Consider the following 17078-nt stretch of genomic DNA (forward strand, 5'->3'; position numbering starts at 1 on the left):
GTCCCGTCAGGTGCGCCACGTCACCAGCGCGTCCAGAGCCTCCACGTGGGACCCCCTGACCAGCAGCGGGTTGATCTCCAGCGACTCCAGCCGGTCCCCCAGCGACTCCGCGAACGCCGCCACCCGCGCCACCACTTCAGCCACCGCGTCGAGGTCGGCGGGCTCGGCGCCCCTGACGCCACGCAGCAACGCGGCCCCGCGCAACTCCGTCAGCGCCTCCCGCACCGAACGGGCGTCCACCGGCAGGATCCGCAGGGCCGTGTCACGCAGCACCTCCACCCAGATCCCGCCCAGCCCCACGGCCAGGGTGAGGCCCCAGGCGGGATCTCGCACGACGCCCACCAGCAGCTCCACCCCGCCGTCGCGCTGCGGCTGCACCAGGGCGGCCGCCTCCCCGGCCAGCGCGGCGACCACGTCGCGGTAGGCCAGCCGTACCTCGTCGGGGGAGGAGAGCCCGAGCCGTACGCCGCCGACGTCGCTCTTGTGGCCTAAGCCCTCGGCGGCGGTCTTGAGCACCACCGGGAACCCGAACCGCTCCGCCGCCGCGACCGCCGCCACCTCATCGCCCACCAGCTCCGACGGCACGACGGGCACCCCCGCCGAGGCCAGCAAGGCAGCGGCGCGATGCTCCCCCCACACCCCGAACGCCCCGACCAAAGCCGCCTCCTCACTCGCGATGGCAGCCGCTCCGCCCGAGGCCGGGCCGGCGAGGGCGCGGGTGTGGGCCGCCGACCACCGGACGGCCGCGCCGATCGCGGACATCCCGTGCTCGATCCCGCCCACCACGTACGGAAACCCGGTCTCCTCCTGCACCGCCCGGCCGAACTCCGTGACGTCCGTCAGCACATTGCTCACCACCACGACCGGCACCGGCGACTCGGCGATTCGCCGGGCGCTGGCCGCGTACAGCGCGAAGACCGGAGCGGGGTCCGGCGGCGCGACCCGAGGCGGCTCCGAGAGCAGCATGACCAGATCGATCCCCGGATCGGCGGTCACCGCTTCCAGGGCCCGGCCCAGCAGCGTCCGGTCGATCAGCACGTAGCCGGTCACGTCGAGCGGGTTCTGCACGGTGCCGAAGGACGGGACGATCTCCGCCAGTCGCGCCACCGTCGAGGGCGCGAACGGCGGCAGCTCCAGGCCCTCGTCCTCGGCCCGGTCGGCGATGATCTCCGACGCGCCGCCCGACGGCGTGACGACGCCGACGCGCCGCCCGGGCAGCGGTCCCACGGAGGCGAGCAGCCCCGCCGTGATGACCAGGTCCTCCAGGGACCGGACCCTGATCACGCCGAGCTGCCGCAGCGCCGCGTCGATGACGTCGTCATCGCCGACCAGCGCGCCGGTGTGGGCCTGCGCCGTGTGGGAGGCGAGCCTGCTGCGGCCGATCTTCAGCGCCACGATCGGCTTGCCCGCCAGCAGCGCCCGCCTGGCGACGCGCGCCGCTCTGCAGCACCACACCCACCGATCCGCGCAGCAGCGGCTGGGGGATGGGCAGCCCGTACGGGGTGATGCCGGCGGCGGCGTTGATGTAGCCGTTCCCGTTCGGCCCCAGGATCGTCAGATCATTTTCCGCAGCAAAAGCCGAAATTTCCGACTCCAGCCGCGCGCCCTCAACACCTGCCTCCCCGAAGCCCGCCGTCAGGATCACGTAACACCGGATCCCCAGCTTGGCCCCCTCCCGCAGCACCCCCAGCACCGCGGCGGTCGGCACCATGACGTAGGCCAGATCGACCGGCGCCGGAACCTCGGCCAGGCTCCGGTGGGCGGGCGCGCCGTGCACGGTCCCGCCGCGCGGATTGACCAGGTGCACGGGCCCGGCGAAGCCGTACATGCGCAGGTTGAGCAGTGTGCTGATCGACCACCCCGACTTGTCGGTGGCGCCGACCAGCGCGATGGACCCCGGGTTGAACAGCGCCTCGACCGACATCTCACTCCCCAATGGTCACTCCCCGATAGTGCCCAGGCGGGCGTGACCCTTGATCAGATTGCGGGCTATCGTGCGGCGCTGGATCTCGTCGGTGCCCTCGAAGATGCGCAGCAGGCGCAGCTCGCGATACCAGCGTTCGATCGGCAGCTCCTTGGTGTAGCCCATGCCGCCGTGGATCTGCAGCACCCGGTCCACGACCTGGTTGGCCATGACCGCGCCGTTGAGCTTGGCGATCGAGGCGGCGTGCCGGGCGTCCAGGCCCTCCTGCACCCGCCAGGCCGCGTACAGGGTCAGCCACTTGGCCGCCTCGATCTCCACCTGCGAGTCGGCGATCATCCACTGGATCGCCTGGTACTCGGAGATCGTCTGCCCCATCGACTTGCGGATCTTGGCGTAGTCGATGGCCATCCCCAGCATGCGCTCGGCCGAGCCGATGGCCCGCGCCGGGATCATGTAGCGGCCCTGGCCGATCCACTGCATGGCCAGCTCGAAGCCCTTGCCCAGCTCGCCGAGGATGTTCTCCTCCGGCACCCGGACGTCCTGGAACACCAGCGACGCCGGGCCCCATTCGCCCATGGTCGGGATCGGCTCGGATGTCCAGCCCATCTCGCGGTCGACCAGGAAACAGGTCACGCCGTACGGCTCGGCCACGGCGAACACCATGACGAAGTCGGCCTCGCTGCCGCCGGTGATGAACGTCTTCTCGCCGTTGATGATCCACTCAGCGCCGTCACGGACCGCGCGGGTGCGGATGTTGCGCGCGTCGGAGCCCGCGCCCGGCTCGGTGATCGCGAAGCAGGAGCGGCGCTCACCCTCGATCGTCGGGAGCAGGTAACGCGCCTGCTGCTCGGCGGTGCCCGCGTAGAGGATGTTGTCGGCGCTGCCGCCGAACATGAACGGGACGAAGGTCCTGCCCAGCTCCATGACGATGATCGCGGACATGACCGGGCCCAGCGCGGCTCCGCCGTACTCCTCGGGGGTGTTGATCCCCCAGAAGCCCATCTTCCTCGCCCTGGCCCGCAGGTCGCTGAGGACCTCCGGGGCGAGCGCCGGGCGGCCCTCGCGCTCGTTGCGCAGGACCTCCGGTTCCAGCGGCATGATCTCCTTCTCGACGAAGGAGCGTACGGTGTCGCGGATCTGACGCTCCTCGGCGCTGAGCGAGAAGTCCATGACCGCCTCCTCAATTTCTAGAACGTTCCTCTAGGAAGCCAGTCGGGCCGCGCTCCTGTCAAGAATCAAATTCTAGAATTCACGGTACGATGGGACGCATGGCACGGAAGTCGTCGTGGGAGTGGAGCCGTACGGCCCAGACCCGCCAGAGCATGCTGACGGCGGCTCGCGAGGTCTTCAGCGAGCACGGTTTCGCCGAGGCTAACGTCTCCGAGGTCGTGGCCCGCGCCGGCTCCAGCGTCGGCAGCCTCTACCACCACTTCGGCGGCAAGACCGAGCTGTTCCTCGCGCTCTACGAGGACCACCAGGCGGCGCACGAGGAGGCCGCGGCCGCCAGCGTGTCGCGGGCCAAGCAGGCAGGCGTCCATGACCCCGTCGAGCTGCTCATCGCCGGGGCGCGGGCCTACCTCGCGGGCGCGTGGGAGCGGCGCGACCTGGTCCGGCTGTTCATCGACGGTGACGGGCCGCCGGGCTTCGAGCTGGTCCGCCGCACCCGGGGCCGGGAGTGGGTGCGCCAGAACGCCGTGCTGCTCGGTGCGGGCGCCGACCCGCTCGACCGGTTCACCGTCGCCGCGCTGACCAGCGTCATCGGCGAGGCGGCCCGCGAGGTCGCCACCAGCGACACCGAGGACGCCGCCCGCGAGGTGATCGAGGCGGCGATGACGCTGATCCGCCGCCTCGACCCGCTCAGGGTGCCGGCAGAAGGCTGATCACCCCGACCACACGCGGCGCACCACGGTCAGCCCTCCCGCTCGGGGAAACCGCCGTTGGTCAGCTCTCCCGCCCGGGGATCTGGCCGTTGGTCAGCGCGTTGGGCGCGGCCTTGTCGACCAGGGCCGGGATGACCGCGCCCAGCTCGGCCGGGTCCCACCGGCCGCCCTTGTCGACGGCCGGACCGGCGTGCCAGCCCTCGGCCACGCTGATCACCCCCGCCCGCACGTTGAACACCCGCCCGGTGATGCCCCTCGCCTCGGCGCTGGACAGCCAGACCACCAGCGGCGCGATGTCGTCGGGGTCGGCGCTCGATGAGCCGGCGCCGGTCGGGGCGAGGTTCTCCGTCATGCGGGTGAGCGCCGCCGGGGCGATCGCGTTCACGGTCACGCCGTAGCGCTCCAGCTCCTTGGCCGCGATGACGGTCAGGCCCGCGATGCCGGCCTTCGCGGCGCCGTAGTTGCCCTGCCCCGGATTGCCGTAGATGCCGGAGGACGAGGTGGTGTTGATGATCCGCGCGTCCACCCGCTCCCCGGCCTTGGCCTTGGCCCGCCAGTAGGCCGCCGCGTGGCGCAGCGGCGCGAACGTGCCGCGCAGGTGCACCCTGATGACCGCGTCCCACTCCTCGGCCGTCATGTTGACCAGCATCCGGTCGCGCAGGATGCCCGCGTTGTTGACCAGCACGTGCAGGTCGCCGAAGCGGTCGACGGCCGCCTGGACCAGCCGGGCCGCCCCGTCGAAGTCGGAGACGTCCTCGCCGTTGACGATCGCCTCCCCGCCCAGCGCCTCGATCTCCTCGACCACCGCGGCGGCGGCGTCCGACGAGCCCGTGCCGTCGACCTCCGCGCCCAGGTCGTTGACCACGACCTTCGCGCCCTGCCGGGCGAACTCGAGCGCGTGACCGCGCCCGATGCCCCTGGCCGCGCCCGTGACGATCACCACGCGACCCTCGACGATCCCGCTCATGTCACACCTCGATCCTTGCCTGCCGATGATCCTTGACTGCTCGCCGATGCGAACTAGATTCTAGTATTGAAATCTAGAAAGGACAGTGCGCCCGGTGGTGTACACGTTCGCGGCGCTGCTGGCCGGACTGTCGCCGGACGCCTGGACGATCGTCGCCCTGCGGGTGTTACAGGCCGCCGGCGCCGCCATGCTGCTGACCAACAGCGCCGCCCTGGTCACGGACGCCTTCCCCCGCTCGCGGCTCGGTGAGGGGATGGGCGTCTATGTCGCCTCGTTCTCCATCGCCCAGCTCGCCGGTCCCACCCTCGGCGGCTTCCTGGCCGAGCGCCTCGGCTGGCGCTGGGTGTTCTGGTACAACGTGCCGCTCGGCCTGGCCTGCCTGGTGTGGGGCGCGATCGTGCTGCGACGGGTCGAGCCCGCCGGCCGCGATCGCGGTCTCGACCTGCCGGGCAACGTGCTCGTCCTGGTCACCCTGGGCGGGCTGCTGCTCGCGCTGTCGGAGGTGACCAGGCTCGGCTGGGCCCACCCGCTGATCCTCGCCGGGCTGGCCGCCTTCGTGCTGGGTCTGCCGCTGTTCGTGTTCAGGGAGCTCAGGGCCGCCCATCCGGTCGTGGACATCGGCCTGTTCCGGGACCGCGGCTTCGCCTTCGGCACGCTGGCGTCCTTCCTCAACTCCGTCGCCCGCGTCGGGCTGGTGTTCCTCCTGGCGCTCTACTTCCAAGCCGTGCGCGGCGACGACCCGGTGCGGGCCGGGCTGAAGGTGCTGCCGCTGGCCGCCGCGGGGATGATCGGCTCGGCGGGCTCGGGCCTGCTGCAGCGCCGGCTGAGCCCGCGCGCGCTCGCGGTCGCCGGGGCGGCCACGACCACCGCCGGGCTGTTACTCCTGCTCTGCACGATCTCGTCGCGTGTCCCGTACGCCACGGTCGCGCTCGCGCTGGTGCTCATCGGACTCGGCTCGGGGGTGTTCCTGCCCTCCAACACCACCGCGATCCTGGACGGGCTGCCCTCGAACCGGCTGGGCATCGTCAACGCGATGCGGCTCATGCTGCAGAACACCGGCGTGGTCGTGGGCACCGCGCTGACGCTGTCCATCATCACCGCGCCGCTGCCCGCCGCGCTGCACGACCGGGTCTTCGCAGGCACGCTCTCGCGGGTCTCCGGCCTCGCGGTCGAGCAGCTCGTCACCGGCTACCGGTGGGCCCTCGGGTGCACGGTCGCGATCTCGGTCCTGACGGTGCTGGCCTGCACGGCCCGGAGCAAGGCCACCTGACCGGGACGGGTACGGTGGCCTGCGTGGTTGAACATTCCCTCGCCCAGCGGCATATCTTCCCCCGAATGGTGAGATTTGCGGACATCGACTCACTTGGGCATGTGAACAACGTCCGCTTCTTCGACTATCTGGAGGACGCCCGGCTGGGGATGCTCCACATCGATCCGTACAAGGCGGGCGACGCCCCCTTCAAAGGACTCGTCGTCTCCCGTCACGAGATCGACTACCTGCGCCCGCTCGGCTTCCGCCCCGAGCCGGTCCGGGTGGAGACCTGGGTGACGGAGATCAGGCCGGTCCGGTTCACGCTGGAGTACGAGATCCGCGACGACGACGAGCTGTTCGTCCGGGCCACCTCGGTGATCGTCGCCTACGACGTCGAACGTGCCGCGCCGCGCAGGCTCACCTCCGACGAACTCGGCTACCTGCGGCGGTTCATGTCGGCATGAGGCGCTGGCTGATGCTCGGGCTGGGGGTCAACGCGCACGCCTGCGTCACGCTGGGGCTGTTCGGCCTGCCGCTCGTCATGCCGGATATCCAGCGATATTTCGGTGTCTCGCTGCCGGTCGCCGGGGTCATCGGCAACGCTCCCGGCTTCGGCATCCTGCTGTCCCTGGTCGCCTGGGGCATGCTGGCCGACCGGCGGGGCGAGCGGCTGGTACTCGGTGTCGGCGTCGGGCTGGCCGCCGTGCTGTTCGCCGCCTTGGCCTTCGTGACCGAGATCTGGGCGGTGGTCCCGCTGCTCGCCCTGGCCGGGGCCATGGGGTCGGCGGCCATGGTCGGCGGCGGCCGGATCGTGCTGCGCTGGTTCGAGCCGCCGGAGCGCGGCGTCGCGATGGGCCTGCGCCAGGTCTCCTACACCCTCGGCATGGCCGTCGCGGCGTTCGTCCTGCCGCCGATCGCGCGGGCCCACGGCATCTCGGGCGTGTTCATCGTCTGCGCCGGAGTCAGCCTGCTCGCCGCCGTGCTGGCCGCCCTCTTCCTGGCCGAGCCGCCGCACGCGATCTCGGGCGCGCGTACGGCACCGGCCGCCTCGCCGTACCGGCAGCCCGCGCTCTGGCGGGTGCACGCGACCAGCGCGTTGCACGTGGTGCCCCAGATCGTCGTCAGCACGTACGGCGTGGCCTGCCTGGTCGGCGTCTACGGCTGGGACGGCGTACAGGCGGGACAGCTCTTCGGCGTGGCGGCCATCGGCGGCGCGGCGATACGTATCGCGGTCGGCCGCTGGTCCGACCGGAGCGGTCTGCGGATGGCGCCGCTGCGGCTGCTGACCTTCGGCTCGCTGGCCGTGCTGGCCCTGCTGGTGCTGGGCGCGGTCACCGCATCCTGGCTCGGCCCGGCCATGCTGGCGCTGGCCGCGGTGATCACCGTGGCGGGGAACGGGCTCGCCTACCTCTCGGCGGGCGAGCTCGCCGGCCCCGGATGGGCGGGGCGGGTGCTGGGCACCCACAACACCATCCAGAACGTCGTCTCCCTCGTCGTCACGCCGCTGGCCGGACTGCTGATCACGGCCACGGGCTACTGGGCCGGGTTCGCGGCGGGGCTGGCGTGCGCGCTGATCTCGCTGCCCGTCATCCCCACCCGCGGCGAGCGCCACGCCACCGCGGAGCCGGAGGCGTCCCAGCCGTCAGGATGACGCACGCCCCAGAAGACGGTCTCAGGATGACGTACGTAGCCAGACTGCGGTGTCGGGCGGCAGCAGGTCGCCGTCGAGCGGCCCGCTGGGCAGCAGGACCCCGCCGTGCGACGGCAGCCGCACCGGCTCGGTGCCGCAGTTGAGTGCGCAGATCAAGGACCCGCGAGTGAAGAAGAGCGCGCCTTCGGGGGAGTCCAGCCACTCCAGCGTGTAGGGCAGCGACCCCACCAGCTCACGGCGGCAGGCCAGGGCCCGGCGGTAGAAGGTCAGCGTCGATCCCGGATCGCCGGCCTGGGTCGCCGCGCTGAGCGCCGCGAACGTGGCCGGCTGCGGCAGCCACGGCGCCACCCCGTCGGGAGAGAACCCGTAGGACGCGCCGTCTGCCGACCACGGCAGCGGCACCCGGCAGCCGTCGCGGCCGACCAGCTCGCCCTTCGACTGGATGAAGACCGGGTCCTGCCGCGCCTCCGGGGGAAGATCCTTCACCTCGGGGAGGCCAAGTTCCTCCCCCTGGTAGAGATATGCCGACCCGGGGAGGGCCAGCATCGTGAGCAACGCCGCCTTGGCCCGCATCAGTCCCGTGCCCGGATCGGCGGTGTCGTAGCGGGTGCGGTGCCGTACGACGTCGTGGTTGGACAGCACCCACGTGGCGAACGGGACCGCGGCCAGCGTGTCGTCGATGACCTTCTTGAACGCGGTCGATGACCAGGGCGCCTGCAGCCAGGCGAAGTTGAAGCTCTGCTGCAACTCGTCGGGGCGCACGTAGAGCGCCAGGTCCTCGGAGCTGTCCGTCCACACCTCGCCCACCGCCATGCGCTCGCCGGGATAGCCGTCGAGCAGCTTGCGCCAGGACCGGTAGACCTCGTGCACCTCTGGCTGGCCCCAGATCGGCGAGACCGACTTGAACGACTGGTCCTGGATGTCGGGCAGCCCTTTCGCCTTGTACAGGCCCATCGCCACGTCGATGCGGAACCCGTCGACACCCCGGTCGAGCCAGAACCGCAGGATGTCGAGGAACTCCCGGTGGATCTCGGGGTTGCGCCAGTTGAAGTCCGGCTGGCCGGGGGCGAACAGATGCAGGTAATACTGCCCGTCCGGCAGCTTCGTCCAGGCCGGGCCGCTGAAGGTGGACTGCCAGTTGTTCGGCTCGGCGCGGAAGATGTAGCGGTCGCGGTGCTCGCCGCGCAGCGCGGCCTGGAACCAGGGGTGCTCCGAGGAGCTGTGGTTGGGCACCACGTCCACGAGGACCTTCAGGCCGAGCCGGTGCGCGTCGGTGACCAGCGACTCGAAGTCGTCCAGCGTCCCGAACAGCGGGTCGACGCCGCGGTAGTCGGCCACGTCGTAGCCGCCGTCGGCCATCGGCGACGGATAGAAGGGAGTCAGCCAGATCGCGTCGACGCCGAGCTCCGCCAGGTAGGGCAGGTGCTCACGCACTCCGGCCAGATCGCCGACGCCGTCTCCTGAGGCGTCGGCGAAGCTGCGAACATAGATCTCGTAGACGACGGCATCACGCCACCAGGGGATGTCCATGGGGCCGTCATGCCCGCTATGTCGGAGAGTTCACCATGCTGTGCGCCGCGTAGACCAGGTAGTCCCAGAGCTTGGTCTCCTGTTCCTGCGGCAACTCCAGCGACTCGACCGCGTCGTGCATGTGCCGCAGCCAGGCGTCGCGCTCGGCCTCGCCGATGACGAACGGGTTGTGCCGCATCCGCAGCCGCGGGTGCCCGCGCTCCTGGCTGTAGGTGGTGGGGCCACCCCAGTATTGGATGAGGAACCCCCGCAACCTGTCTTCGGCCCCGGTGAGGTCTTCCTCCGGGTAGAGCGGGAGCAGCAGCGGATCCTGCGCGATCCCCTCATAGAAGCGGTGTACGAGTCGCCGGAAGGTCTCCTCGCCGCCGACGGCCTCGTAAAAGGAGGTTTCAGTCACCGTACAAGCCTATGCGGTGGCGACCATGGGGATGCCCGCGGCGTCGAGCGCGGACTTGACCTGGAGCCTGAGCTCCCGCGCGACCTGCGCCTGCCTGGACGGCAGTGTCTTGGCGGAGATCCGGAACACCAGCGAACTGTCGGACAGCTGCTCCACGCCGACCACGGTGGGCTCCTCCACGATGAGCGTCTCGCGGAAGTCGGTGTCGGCCCAGATCTCCTCGGCCACGTGCTCCAGGATGGCCCGGACCGTGGTGACGTCGGTGTTCCAGGCGACGGGGACGTCGAGGTAGGCCCGCGACCAGCCCTGCGACTCGTTGCCGATGCGGGTGATGGTGCCGTTGCGGATGTACCAGACGCGGCCGTCTGCGTCACGCAGCCTGGTGACGCGCAGGGTGACCGCCTCGACGGTGCCGACCGCGGCTCCCGAGTCGATCACGTCGCCCACGCCGTACTGGTCTTCCAGCAGCATGAACATGCCCGCGATGAAGTCCTTGACCAGCTCCTGCGCGCCGAAGCCGATCGCCACGCCGAGGATGCCGACGCTGGTGAGCAGGGGGGCGATGGGGATCGTCAGCCGGTCGAGCACGGTCAGCACGGCGGTGCCCATGATGACGATCGAGGCGATGTGCTGCAGCACCGAGCCCATCGTCTCGGCGCGTTGCTTGCGGCGCTCGTGGAGCAGGGCGTCGATGCCCTCGGTCGCGGCGCCGGTCCTGCGGAACCGGCCGGTGAGCGAGGTGCCGGTGGCGGCGCGGCTGACCACCCGGGTGATCAGGCGCTTGGCGATGTTCCGCACGACGAGGGCGAGCACCAGGATCAGGACGACCGTGATGAGCGTGGCGACGATGGGGGCGAGGGAGCCTACAGGTAGGGAGTCTTGCAGGAACCCGCAGAGGAACTTGTCATTCTCGCAGGCCGCACCCACATCGCTGATCATCTTCGACGGGTCCAGCGGACTCGGCGGAGGAGTAGTAGGCGGTGCCAGCAGGAACACTGGTGGGGTCCCCTTCCGGAAGCGGTTCGGTCGACGGACTTTTCGAGCGGAACGCTCAAAAAGATACCGCCGACCGAACCGGCCGCAGTCACATCACGCCGGGGAAGACGGGGTTGTCAGGCCCCTTGGGCCGCGGAGGGCGAGGCCTGACGCTCCGGTGACGTACGGCTCGGCTGGGACACACACCCGGAAGCATGTCCCAAGCCGTTTCCGGGAGGGGTCCCCCGAACACCCTCCAGGCGGACCTGGAGGGCATCTCCTGTGTACGGCTGGCTGGCCGTACAAGCACGAGTCCCGCGAGAAGCGGAACCGGCGGGATGGCCAGAGCCCCTGCGGCGTGCAGGAGACCCTCCGCACCGGCCACCCCGCCGGCTCCGAGAAGCCGCCATGGGTGCGGTGAGCCGTGGTGGCTGCGCTCCACCCGGACCACCGCGTCATCATTCCCCCACGGCGGCGAGTACGCGTGCGACCTTGGTCGCCGCACCAGCCGGGTCGTCGGCCGTATGCATGCGCTCACCCCAGGACCAGCAGTACCACCAGTCCGGAAGCTCGGCGACCGCAATGGGCCGGCAGGTGACGCTCTCGGTCAGACTGGTCGCGTTCGGGTTGATCACCCGGACGAACACCCGCCCGTTCTGGGTCCGAACCACTCGTGCGAGCAACCCGCGAGCGTCGAGTTCCGACACCAAACGCTCCAGGTGCCCGAAGTTGTCGTCCCCCACCTTTCGTCCCTCCCTTGAATCGTTGCTGGTGGGCCAAAGATGACTCAAGTCAACGGAGTGCGCAACGAGGGGTTTCTGCTCACGGGGAGTCCGTTGTCCCTCATAGGGGGGAAGAAACAGTCCGCCGGAAGACGATCCTTAACCGGAACCTTCATGAAGGCGTTTCCAACCCGTCAGCAATGCGCCATAGTCATTGGTAGGCGCAGCGCGACCTTATCGCTACGCTCGGTTAGCAGTTTCGGACCGACGGGACTTGCGTGAGAGGGGCCGGGATGTCCGGCAGGCAGCACAGAGAGACGGAGATGGCGCGGCGGATCCGGGCCAGAGGGCTCGCGACCGGGCGCACCTCCGCTCAGATCGCTGAGGAGATCCACGAGCACTGTGGACCCCAGTTCGGCACGACCAGGATCAAGGGACATCGCCTCTCGCACGGCATCGCCCTGGCCGACGTCATCGAGCAGGTCAGAGCCCTGTTCGAGCGCGACGGCAAGACCCAGCCCGGCATCGGCGAAACCCTGCTGTCCGCCTACGAGAGCGGGCTCAAACGGCCCGGCCCCGAATATCTCCACTACCTCTGCTCGGTCTACCGGGTCGAGCCGGGCGCCCTCGGCTACGAGGGTCCGTGCATCTGCGGCCACGGTCACCGGATGCCCGGGGTGGTCGCCGCCGAGGTCAAGGAGCGGCCCTCCATCGCGAGCCCACAGCGCGAGCTGCTGGTGCCACCGGAGAAGGCGACGCCGGCCCCCTCCGACGAGGAGGACGAGAACATCCTGCGTCGCACGCTGCTGAAGCTGCTGAACAACAGCACCCAGACCGCCAAGTTCGAGGGCGAGGTGCTGGGCGCCTGCGAGGGCATCAGGCGGCGGATGGACGCCATGCTCGTGTCGGCCACCGTCTCTCCCGCCATGCTCGATCAGTGGGAGGAGGCCACGCTGGCCTTCGGGCGCCAATACACCACCACCGCGCCGCTGCGGCTGCTGTGCGACGTGCTGCTCGAGCTCAGCGCCGTCCACAACGCCATGTCCTGCCGCCAGCCCATCGACCTGCAGGAACGCCTGTGTCGCATGGCCGCTCAGCTCTCCGGGCTGAGCGGCATGATCATGATCAACCTCGGCGACCACCGGCTGGCCCGCTCCTTCTTCCGTACCGGCCGCACGGCCGCCGACGAGACCGGCGACCGCGCGCTGCGCGCCTGGGTGACGGCCCGCGAGGCGCTGGTCCCGCTCTACTACGGCGACGCCCGCGAGGCGCTCAACCTGGCCAAGAAGAGCCGCGACCTGGCCGGCCAGACACCGTGCGCCGCGCAGGCCATGGCGCCGGTCGTCGAGGCCCGCGCGCTGGCCATGATCTCGGGCGTCGACAGCAAGAAAGAGGTCGTCGACCAGGCCAAACGCGCTCTGGCGCGGGCCAGGAACGCCTTCTCGCACATGAAGTCGCACGAGCGCGAGGACATGGCCTTCGGCTACACCGAACGGCAGCTCTACTTCTACCAGGGCGACGTGCTGACGAAGCTCGGCCAGACCCTCGAAGCCGAGGTGGTGCTCGACCAGGCACTCGACAAATATCAGGATCACATCATCGACCAGACGCTGATCAGGCTGGACCGCGCACAATGCCGCCTGATCGAGGGGGACGTCGGGGAGGCCATCGCCATGGGACATGAGGCGATGCGCCTGCTCGGTCCCGAATACCGCACCGATTTCATCATGCGCCCGGCTATCGCGCTCGCACAGGCGATCAAGGCGCGCGACGCGAATCATCCCGACCTGGCCGCGTTCCAGGAGGAACTGCGTCCTTCTGAGCTGGCCACCGGGGAAGGGAGTGCATGAAGCTGAAGATCCGACGTTATCGTTGGTCTGACCTCGACACCATCCTCGCCCTGCACCGGATCTCTCTCGCCGAGGTGGGACTGGCGCCGGGCGACGGTGTTTACTACGACGACGACTTCCCCCGCATCCAGGAGCTCTACCTGGCGTGCGGCGGTGACTTCCTCGTCGGCGAGCTCGGCTCGCGGGTCGTGGCCATGGGCGGCCTGAGACCCATCGACTCGGAGACGGCCGAGGTGTGCCGGCTGCGGGTCCATCCGGACTTCCAGCGACGCGGGTTCGGCGCCACCATGCTGCGGGCCCTGGAGAAACGGGCGGTGGAGCTGGGCTTCCACCGCGTCCGCGGAGACACGACCCTCAACCAGGGGGCCGCCCTGGCGCTGTACGAGCGCCACGGCTGGCGGGAGATCGCCCGGCGGCAGGTCGGTGACCTCGTCGTCGTCTATGGCGAGAAGCGCCTTGTGCCGCAGGAGGGTGACCACCGGCGGGTCGTCGAGTCCGCCGACGCGCTCGAATCGTAGTGCCATAACCCCGTGCCTGCCCGGGCCGAAGTGTGCGGGCAGGCACACTCCGTAGTCGCGCGGCCGAGCCGGGCGAGCGGAGGTGAGGGAAATGGTGCCCTGGAGACTCCTGCGGATAGGGATGTACGCACCCGCGGGTGAGGCTCGTTCTTCTCGGTGGTAGAGGAACATCACCGGCTGCTGCCTGTACACCGATGGCTGCTGATTGTAGTGAGATGCTTTTTGGCATGGCCGTTGTGCCCGCTCCCCGGCCCCTCCTGGGAGCCGTGCTCCTGTTGTTCGTCAGCGCCGCGTGGGGGTCGGCGTTCCCGCTGATGAAAGATCTCATCCTTCGGTTACCCGTCGAGGATCTGCTCGCCGAGCGCTACCTCCTCGCGGCGCTCACCCTGCTCCTGCTCCGGCCGCGCAGCCTCCGGCGCCTGTCACGGGGGACCTGGGTCAACGGGGTCATCCTGGGGGCCATGTTCGGCGTCGGGCAGTGCGCCCAGGCCATCGCGCTCGACAGCCTCCCATCGGCGGTGTCGGGGTTCGCCGTCGGGTGCAACGTGGTCATCACCCCGATCCTGGCCCTGGTGGTGTTCCGGGCCAAAGTGCTCCACCGGGTCTGGGCGGGCGTGGGACTCGCCTTGGCCGGCATGACCGTATTCACGTTGATGCGCGGCGCGGAGGACCGGGAGATCTCCTTGCTCGCGCTCGGGGTGACGCTCGGTGCCGCCGCCCTCTACTCCGGCCACACGCTGTACCTCTCGCGGCTCTCGGGCGGCGAGAAGGTCTTCGACGCCTACGCGCTCACCGTCATCCAGCTCGCCACGATCGGCGCCATGGCCGGGGTGCTGGCCGTGCGCGACGGGATCGCGGTGCCCGCCACCCTCTCCGACTGGGGGATACTCGCCCACCTCTCCGTCGTCTCGTGCGCTCTGGGCTTCCTGGCCCGCTCGTACGGCCAGGCGCACGTCCCGGCCATCCCCAGCGCCGTGCTGATGTCGTCCCAGCCACTCTGGGTGACGGCGATCGCGGTGATCTGGTTCCACGAGCAGGTGGGCCTGAGCATGATCGTGGGCGGCGGGCTGATGGCGGCCGCGATGCTGCTGGCCGTGCCCGGCAGGGGCTCGCCGCGAGACATGGGGGACCGGGCCCTGGCCGTGGTGACCAGGAAGGCCAGGAGGGTGCTGGCCGACCTGAAGACCAAGCGGGACGATCCGCTGAAGCTGGAGCGGCGCGCTGTGTCGTACCCCGCCAAGACCGCCTGTGCGCGTCCCGAGGCGTGCCCGTGGAACGTCCGGTCGCACAAGGGGACGAGGGAGCCCAGCCTCGATCGGTTGATCGAGCAGGCCACCAACATCGTCAGAGCGAAGAACCTTTCTCACGACGGTTGCCCATCGGACGGTCTCGTCGGCCGATGTTTGTGCGCGTTGGTCGAGGAATCTGGACAGAAGAGGTCGGTGTCAATCTCCCGCTGGTTTCGGTCCCAATAGGCCAGTAATCGCAGTCAAAAAACAAGCGGTTCTTATTGATTGACCGCTCACTTATTCGCCAGAAAACTTGATATTCGCTGAGGTGTCCGATAGTGGTGAATAAACCCAAAAGTGAGAGGTTCATCATGAAGCGCATCGTCGTCCGCAAGCCTGGCACCGCGAGGCTCGCCGGGACCTCCAGCGTCATACATAAGGGGTGATCGAGGGAAGGTCCCATCTCAGGGCTCAGGGGGGCCCGCCCGACCGATGGGAGGCCGTACACCTGCTGATGCCGTTGATCGACGGGCACAGACGGCCCCTGGGCCCCTACACCGTCGGATCCGCGCTGCTGCACCACCTGGTCCCGGCCGCCTTGGACAGCTCCAAGGATCTCGTGGCGGCCCATGACATCGAGATCCAAGCAGTGGCACCCGGTCTGTGCGACCGGGTACCCCTCCGCAGGATGGCTCTGGACGCGAGCCTGTCCGAGGACGAGCGCATTCTGGTGCCCGCGCCGCGCCGCTCACTGCGGCTGGCCAACGGGATCGCGGAGTTCGTCCGCGCGGTGGTGCCGCCCGGTCGCGCCCTGGCGGTGTGCAACGCCGACGCCGTCGATCCCACCGACGCCGAACTGCTCGACGTGCTGATGCGCAGGATCCCGCCGGACATCCTGACGATCATGGTCTACTCCGGCGGGCCGGAGCCCCCCGAGGAATCGCGCGATGCCGACGAGCTGTGGGAGCTCGTCGACCACTGCACGAGGGAGGGCTTCCTGCACGCGCTGGTCGAGCTGGGCCAGCTCGGCCTCGCGCGCACCGAGCCCGGCAGTCGGCGGTGGTGGCTCTTCGCGCAGCGCACCGCGACCGCGCTCGGCGCGCTCGGCCAGACGCTCGAGGCCCGCGTGCTGTGGGAGGCCGCCCGCCGCTCCAGCCAGGATCCCGCCGTCCACTCCGCCAGCGCCTACGGCACCGCCATGCTCGACGCCCGCCACCCCGACGCCGCCCAGCGCGACCTGGGCCGGGCCACGGGCTGGATCAACCAGGCGATAGCCATCTCCAGCCTGCTGCCCGACCCCATGGAACGCGCCTTCAAGCTCGGCTTCGACCGCAACGGGCTCGCGCTGATCGAGCTGCGGCAGGGCCGTCCCGAGGCCGCGCTCGCCCTGGTGGACTCCGCCATCGACCTGGCCCGCGAGCTGGGTGAGCGGCACCCGGTGCACCGGATGGTGCTGCTGGCCAACCGTGCCCAGCTGCTGGCCACGCTCGGGCGGGTCAAGGAGGCGCTGGAGGAGTACGGTGCGGCCATCGCGATCGATCCGATGTTCCCCGACTACTACCTCGACCGCGGCAACCTGCTCTACCGGCTCGGGCGGCACGGGGAGGCGCTGGCCGACTACGAGTGGGCGATGGAGGTCGGGCCGCCGCTGCCCGAGGCGCACTACAACCGGGCCGAGCTGCGCGTCGTACGGGACGACCTCGGTGGCGCCCTCATGGACCTCGGCCGGGTGATCGAGCTGGACCCGGACTACCTCGACGCCTACATCAACCGGGCGGGCCTGCTGGCCATGCTGGAGCGGGACGAGGAGGCCAGGGCCGACGTGACGGTCGGGCTGGGCCAGTCGCCGGGCAATCCGTACCTGCTGGTCGTGCTGGGTCAGCTGGAGACCGCGGCCGGCCGGCTGGGCGAGGCCCGCCGGGCGCTGGACCTGGCGGTCGGCGCGGCTCCCGAGCTGGCGTCGGCCTGGGGCAACCGCGGCGTGCTGCGCTACGAGGCGGGGGACTGGGTGGGCGCGCTGGCCGACCTGACGCAGGCCATCACCCTCGAAGCCCACCAGCCGACCCTCTACGACAACCGCGCCGTGGTCCATCGCGCCCTCGGCCACCCGGCCGAGGCGGCGGCCGACGACGAGCGGGCGGCCCGTCTGCGGTCGGGCAGCGTTCAGGGCATCCGCGATTAGG

General features: G+C 70.1%; 16 protein-coding genes. 8 read left to right on the plus strand and 8 right to left on the minus strand.

Going from position 1 to position 17078, the window contains the following annotated elements; all coding sequences use genetic code 11:
* Positions 1 to 6: 6 nt before the first annotated feature.
* The 3 genes from LDL49_RS19560 to LDL49_RS19570 are packed head-to-tail and all read right to left on the minus strand — an operon-like array spanning position 7 to position 3094.
* Complete coding sequence (locus LDL49_RS19560; RefSeq protein WP_308016157.1) at positions 7 to 1395, minus strand: acetate--CoA ligase family protein; 1389 nt, start codon at positions 1393 to 1395, stop codon at positions 7 to 9.
* On the minus strand, positions 1319 to 1924 hold the full coding sequence (locus LDL49_RS19565; RefSeq protein WP_225292523.1) for a CoA-binding protein: 606 nt from the start codon (positions 1922 to 1924) through the stop codon (positions 1319 to 1321). The genes LDL49_RS19560 and LDL49_RS19565 overlap by 77 nt, the downstream gene beginning before the upstream one ends.
* 15 nt (positions 1925 to 1939) lie before the next feature.
* Positions 1940 to 3094: an acyl-CoA dehydrogenase family protein gene (locus LDL49_RS19570; protein WP_225292524.1), complete on the minus strand. Its 1155-nt coding sequence runs from the start codon at positions 3092 to 3094 to the stop codon at positions 1940 to 1942.
* Positions 3095 to 3192: 98 nt separating this feature from the next.
* On the opposite strand from LDL49_RS19570, the gene LDL49_RS19575 reads away from it, so the two are divergent.
* Positions 3193 to 3804, plus strand: a complete 612-nt coding sequence (locus LDL49_RS19575) for a TetR/AcrR family transcriptional regulator (protein WP_225292525.1) — start codon at positions 3193 to 3195, stop codon at positions 3802 to 3804.
* Between the two features lie 61 nt (positions 3805 to 3865).
* Here the strand turns inward: LDL49_RS19575 and LDL49_RS19580 are convergent, their stop codons facing one another.
* The gene (locus LDL49_RS19580; RefSeq protein ID WP_225292526.1) at positions 3866 to 4771 is read right to left on the minus strand and encodes an SDR family oxidoreductase; all 906 of its coding nucleotides are present in this window, start codon (positions 4769 to 4771) and stop codon (positions 3866 to 3868) included.
* Between the two features lie 94 nt (positions 4772 to 4865).
* Between LDL49_RS19580 and LDL49_RS19585 the strand changes: the two genes are divergently transcribed.
* The 3 genes from LDL49_RS19585 (at position 4866) to LDL49_RS19595 (ending at position 7674) form a co-directional block, all read left to right on the plus strand.
* Positions 4866 to 6041 (plus strand): MFS transporter, encoded by a 1176-nt coding sequence (locus LDL49_RS19585; RefSeq protein WP_225292527.1) that lies wholly within the window; start codon positions 4866 to 4868, stop codon positions 6039 to 6041.
* 65 nt (positions 6042 to 6106) lie between these two features.
* A complete protein-coding gene (locus LDL49_RS19590) occupies positions 6107 to 6487 on the plus strand; it encodes an acyl-CoA thioesterase (RefSeq protein WP_225292528.1) in 381 nt (126 codons plus the stop codon).
* Entirely contained in the window at positions 6484 to 7674 is a 1191-nt protein-coding gene (locus tag LDL49_RS19595) for an MFS transporter (protein ID WP_225292529.1), read from the plus strand. Before LDL49_RS19590 ends, LDL49_RS19595 begins: the two co-directional genes overlap by 4 nt.
* Positions 7675 to 7695: 21 nt before the next feature.
* On the opposite strand, the gene LDL49_RS19600 is transcribed toward LDL49_RS19595, so the two are convergent.
* From LDL49_RS19600 to LDL49_RS19615, 4 genes are all read right to left on the minus strand, one after another.
* On the minus strand, positions 7696 to 9204 hold the full coding sequence (locus tag LDL49_RS19600) for a glycoside hydrolase family 13 protein (protein ID WP_225292530.1): 1509 nt from the start codon (positions 9202 to 9204) through the stop codon (positions 7696 to 7698).
* A 16-nt stretch (positions 9205 to 9220) separates the two neighbouring features.
* Entirely contained in the window at positions 9221 to 9601 is a 381-nt protein-coding gene (locus LDL49_RS19605; RefSeq protein WP_225292531.1) for a globin, read from the minus strand.
* Between the two features lie 9 nt (positions 9602 to 9610).
* Entirely contained in the window at positions 9611 to 10540 is a 930-nt protein-coding gene (locus LDL49_RS19610; RefSeq protein WP_225292532.1) for a mechanosensitive ion channel family protein, read from the minus strand.
* Between the two features lie 494 nt (positions 10541 to 11034).
* Positions 11035 to 11319, minus strand: coding sequence for a hypothetical protein (locus tag LDL49_RS19615; protein WP_225292533.1), 285 nt, complete (start codon positions 11317 to 11319; stop codon positions 11035 to 11037).
* A gap of 302 nt (positions 11320 to 11621) precedes the next feature.
* Between LDL49_RS19615 and LDL49_RS19620 the strand changes: the two genes are divergently transcribed.
* The 4 genes from LDL49_RS19620 to LDL49_RS19635 all read left to right on the plus strand — a co-directional run bounded on the left by LDL49_RS19620 (position 11622) and on the right by LDL49_RS19635 (position 17077).
* Positions 11622 to 13148 (plus strand): NsdA family TPR-like regulatory protein, encoded by a 1527-nt coding sequence (locus tag LDL49_RS19620; RefSeq protein WP_225292534.1) that lies wholly within the window; start codon positions 11622 to 11624, stop codon positions 13146 to 13148.
* Positions 13145 to 13666, plus strand: coding sequence for a GNAT family N-acetyltransferase (locus LDL49_RS19625; RefSeq protein ID WP_225292535.1), 522 nt, complete (start codon positions 13145 to 13147; stop codon positions 13664 to 13666). The genes LDL49_RS19620 and LDL49_RS19625 overlap by 4 nt, the downstream gene beginning before the upstream one ends.
* 227 nt (positions 13667 to 13893) lie before the next feature.
* Complete coding sequence (locus tag LDL49_RS19630; protein ID WP_225292536.1) at positions 13894 to 15141, plus strand: DMT family transporter; 1248 nt, start codon at positions 13894 to 13896, stop codon at positions 15139 to 15141.
* A gap of 196 nt (positions 15142 to 15337) precedes the next feature.
* Positions 15338 to 17077 carry a tetratricopeptide repeat protein gene (locus LDL49_RS19635; RefSeq protein ID WP_225292537.1) on the plus strand — a complete coding sequence of 580 codons (1740 nt, stop codon included), beginning with the start codon at positions 15338 to 15340 and terminating at the stop codon, positions 17075 to 17077.
* Position 17078 lies beyond the last annotated feature (1 nt).

The organism is Nonomuraea aurantiaca (assembly GCF_020215705.1).
Taxonomy (GTDB): Bacteria; Actinomycetota; Actinomycetes; order Streptosporangiales; family Streptosporangiaceae; genus Nonomuraea; species Nonomuraea aurantiaca.